Source organism: Microvirga tunisiensis (assembly GCF_009296175.1).
Lineage (GTDB): Bacteria > Pseudomonadota > Alphaproteobacteria > Rhizobiales > Beijerinckiaceae > Microvirga > Microvirga tunisiensis.
Genome location: NZ_VOSK01000474.1, coordinates 1 through 4,066 on the forward strand (window position 1 = coordinate 1; position 4,066 = coordinate 4,066).

The 4,066-nt window shown below is 63.3% G+C and carries 3 protein-coding genes; 2 read left to right on the forward strand and 1 reads right to left on the reverse strand.

Translation table 11 applies throughout. The features are described 5' to 3' along the window. Window positions 1-221: 221 nt before the first annotated feature. Window positions 222-1,136, forward strand: a complete 915-nt coding sequence (locus FS320_RS39575; RefSeq protein WP_152717886.1) for an alpha/beta fold hydrolase — start codon at window positions 222-224, stop codon at window positions 1,134-1,136. Between the two features lie 206 nt (window positions 1,137-1,342). Here FS320_RS39575 and FS320_RS46570 read toward each other — a convergent pair whose 3' ends face one another. Continuing rightward, on the reverse strand, window positions 1,343-1,681 hold the full coding sequence (locus tag FS320_RS46570; RefSeq protein ID WP_192926408.1) for a hypothetical protein: 339 nt from the start codon (window positions 1,679-1,681) through the stop codon (window positions 1,343-1,345). 583 nt (window positions 1,682-2,264) lie between these two features. Here FS320_RS46570 and FS320_RS39585 point away from each other — a divergent pair. After that, window positions 2,265-3,944, forward strand: coding sequence for an AMP-binding protein (locus FS320_RS39585; RefSeq protein ID WP_152717888.1), 1,680 nt, complete (start codon window positions 2,265-2,267; stop codon window positions 3,942-3,944). Window positions 3,945-4,066 lie beyond the last annotated feature (122 nt).

Genomic DNA, 4,066 nt, shown 5'->3' on the forward strand with positions numbered 1-4,066 from the left:
CTTCTTCCTGAAAATCAAGCACTTCAGACGCATCGCCACGCGCTACGAACAGACCCCACGGGCGTTTATGTCAATCCTTTGCCTCGTCAGCGCGTTCATCTGGACCAAATGAATGTCAACGCGCTCTAATCCGGAAGGTGCCCCAATGCTATCTCCGCCTTGAACGGAGAAGCGCGGACGGCAATCGCGGCTCAAGCTCTCCCGTTGATCGGAGATGACAGATGCTCAGGTTCGTAATCATGGCTCTCGGAGCCGCGGCCATCGCGCTGCCGGCCGCTGCGCAGGGCCAGTTCCCGGCCGAAATCCGGACGCAGGAGATCGCAGCCAACGGCGCGACGATCCATGTCCGCGTCGGCGGCACGGGCCCGGCCGTGGTTCTGCTGCACGGCTATGGCGAAACCGGCGACATGTGGGCGCCTCTGGCCGAGGATCTTGTCCGTGATCATACGGTCGTGGTTCCGGATCTGCGCGGCTTGGGGCTTTCCTCCAAGCCGGAAACAGGGTTTGACAAGAAGACGCAAGCCGGCGACGTGGCAGGCGTTCTCGACGCGCTCAAGATCGATCGCGCCGATCTGGTCACTCACGACATCGGCAACATGGTCGGCTACGCCTATGCGGTCCAGCACCCAGAGCGCGTGAGGCGGTTTGTTCTGATTGATGCTCCGGTGCCGGGCATCGGCCCGTGGGAAGAGATCCTGAAGAACCCGCTGTTGTGGCATTTCCGGTTTGGAGGGCCCGACATGGAACGCCTCGTCGAAGGTCGCGAGCGCATCTATCTCGATCGCTTCTGGAACGAGTTCTCGGCCGTGCCCAGCCACTTCTCCGAGGCCGCACGCGAGCACTATGCCAAGCTGTACGCCCTGCCGGGCGCCATGCACTCAGGGTTCGCCCAGTTCGCCGCGTTCGATCAGGATGCCGTCGACAACAAGGCCTTCCTTGCTGCCAAGGGCAAGCTCGGGATGCCGGTGCTGGCGATTGGAGGCGAGAAGTCGTTTGGCCCGATGATGGCGACCGTGATGCGGTTTGCCGCCAGCGACGTGACCGAAGGGATCATTCCCGATTCAGGCCATTGGATCATGGAGGAGAACCCGACGGCGACGAGCGTCATGGTCCGCTCCTTCCTCTCGTCCCCGTGAAGGACACCCCGCTGCTGTTATCCGATCGCCAACGGGTGACCATGGGACGGAAGGACCGCTTCCGGCCCATCTGAGACGCCCATCTGAGACCTGGGCTCGAAGGCAGCAATCCTCATCGAACCGGGCGTTCTGAAAACGCAGGGAAGCTCGGTTCCTCGCCTGGGGCTGACATTGCCTCCGTGATGGCGGCAACACGATCGCTCTCACTACTTCCGATCAAGGAATGCGCCGGATCGTGCCGACACTTCGCTGAAGCCGGGTCGTGCCAGAAAGGCGCCCGTGTGAACGACGGCATTGCTCATCAAGGTTTGTTCAACCCAGGCTCCGGCCTCTTCGGGCGTCCTGAACAGGGGTGCGGCCCTAACGTTGCACTTGCCGAACCCGGCTTCCAGGTGCCACCACCCCCTGTGCTCAGGGGCATGGTGCGACCCTTCGAGGCGGACGAACACGGCGGCAAGCTGGTTCTCGGCGAGGACGAGCTTGCCGTCGGTGTCATGGCCGTCGATGAGCACGCGCATGGGCATAAACGAGATGTCGAGGGTCATAGCCTTCGCCTTCATGTTGGGGCGGAAGGTCAATTGCGAAATGGCCAGACACCCAGGGGATCGAGAGCGCTTTCATACCCCCCGGCGAATGCTCATTCAACCATGTGTAGCCTGATCCTTAACATCGGCGGGATTGAGCCGCGGCATGATGGTCGTCCGAGAATGGGGTCGATGGTTCGTGATGAGGAGAGCGACCGCTGGCTGTGCTGGTTCAACTCACGGGCGAGAGCGAGAGAGGTTACAGCTGGGAGGTGCGCGAATGGTGGTTCAAGGACGGCGGGGGATTTAGCGGGAGAAGGCCCCAAGGTCAGGACACAGATTGCCGGCGAGCCGCCGGGCGGGCTCACCCGCTGATCCTCTTTGGCCCCAACGCGACCTTCCCGCGCAGTGGAAATAACATAGGTTAAAATTCGAACGACGTTCCCGGGGTACTCTTCTCGGTCGGTTCCCGCGGCAACTGCAAAATGGATCATCCTCCCTTTGATCCACCTAGGCTCTTTTGGAGATCTTTGGAATTGCAGTGACTTAGTGCAGCCCTGTCTCCAAAGCCGTCACGGCCTCGCGATGACAGCACCGCATGGCGATGCACCGGGGGAGTACCGAGTTCAGGGAGGGGAATGTGTTCCTTGAGAACGAGAAATCGGCTTGCCCGGATTGCTCCGCCGGAGCAGGGCCTGGAGCACAACCCACCTTGGGTCAGGTGATAGGTCGGAATGCCCGACGGTTCGCACATCAGCCCGCGATCGTCTCACCCGCATTCACCCCTCTGACCTACCAGGATCTGCAGCGACAGCTGGAGAGAATCCGTCGGCAGCTGCGCCAAGCCGGGCTTGGTTGCCACACCCGGATCGGGGTGCTGATGCCAAGCGGCCCGGAGGCCATTCTCGCCATCGTGGCGGTGGCCTGCTGCAGCACAGCGGTACCGCTCGATCCGCGACTGTCTCCGGCGGAAATCGATCAGCGGCTCGACATGTTGCGGCTCGACGCTCTTCTCGTCCTACGCGGGAGTGCCTCCGAAGCCCGTCGGACCGCGGAGCGGAAAAGGCTTCCCATCCTTGAAGCCGCCGCGATCGGAGACGGTCGGCTCGGGCTCGACGTGACCGTGCCTTTCTCCGCATCCCCCGCTATCGACACCGAACCCGATCCAGGCTCGCCGGCCTTCATTCTGCAGTCCTCCGGCACGACGGCCGAGCCGAAGCTGATTCCGTTCAGCCACGCCAACATGCTGGCAGCGGCGGCGCGGCTCGAAACGTGGTTCGGGCTTACGGCGCAGGATCGCTGCCTGAGCGTCTCGCCTCCGTACTATTCTCATGGGCTCAAAGTGACGGTGTTCACGCCGCTCCTCACCGGTGGCAGCATCGCGCTGCCGACGAATGCCGCCGCGGTCGACCTGGCTGAATGGTTCGATGCCCTACGGCCAACGTGGTACTCGGCGGGTCCGACGCTCCACAATGCCGTGCTGGACAAGGCGAAGTGTCTTGTGGATGCGCAGGCGATGCATACCCTGCGCATGGTCGTGTCCGGTGGCGCGCCGCTTTCGGGGGCGGTGCGGGACGAGCTCCAGCAGGTCCTGGGTGTGCCGGTGCTGGAGCATTACGGCTCCAGCGAAGCCGCGCAAATCGCCTCCAACCAGCCGCCGCCCGGTCCGAACAGGCCGGGGACCTGCGGACAGCCTTGGCCTGGCACGGTCATGATTTCCGGCGAGGACGGGCGCCCGCTTCCGGCCAACGAGCAGGGGGAGGTTTGGGTCCGCGGCCCCACGGTGATGACTGCTTATCTCGATGCGCCGGAACTCAATCGGTCCGCCTTCGTCGACGGCTGGCTTCGCACAGGCGACATCGGCAGTCTTGATGAGGACGGCTATCTCTCCCTGCATGGCCGCCTGAGTGAGCTGATCAATCGTGGCGGAGAAAAAATCGCCCCCGCCGAGATCGATGCCGCGCTCCTGCGCCATCCGGCGGTCGCCGAGGCTGCTGCTTACGCTGTTCCCCATCCGCGCCTCGGCGAGGACGTCGCCGCTGCGGTCGTCCTGCATCCAGGCGCGATGACGACACCTGCCGATCTCCGCCGGTTTCTTCAGGGTGAACTGGCCTCGTTCAAGATCCCCCGCGGCATCCACTTCCGCGAGCAGCTGCCCAAGGGCACCACGGGCAAGGTCCAGCGCCGCCGGATGCTTGGGATTCTCGGTCCGCCGCTGCATGAACCGGCGGAGCATCTGCCTGCCATGACCAAAGCACCACAGGATCTAAAAGCCGAACTCTGATGTTCGTTGTCAATGAGCCTTGACGTGGGTGTGCAATCCCGGTGCAGGAACAGGGCCAGGCCGGATAAAGCGATTGCGCAGGGCCGGAGACAGAGCCGTCAAGACGACGGTTGAGCAGACTC

Excerpts from the sequence above, each read along its gene's own strand:
- FS320_RS39575 (WP_152717886.1), top strand. The coding sequence starts at position 222 with ATGCTCAGGTTCGTAATCATGGCTCTCGGAGCCGCGGCCATCGCGCTG.
- FS320_RS46570 (WP_192926408.1), bottom strand. The coding sequence starts at position 1,681 with ATGACCCTCGACATCTCGTTTATGCCCATGCGCGTGCTCATCGACGGC.
- FS320_RS39585 (WP_152717888.1), top strand. The coding sequence starts at position 2,265 with ATGCACCGGGGGAGTACCGAGTTCAGGGAGGGGAATGTGTTCCTTGAG.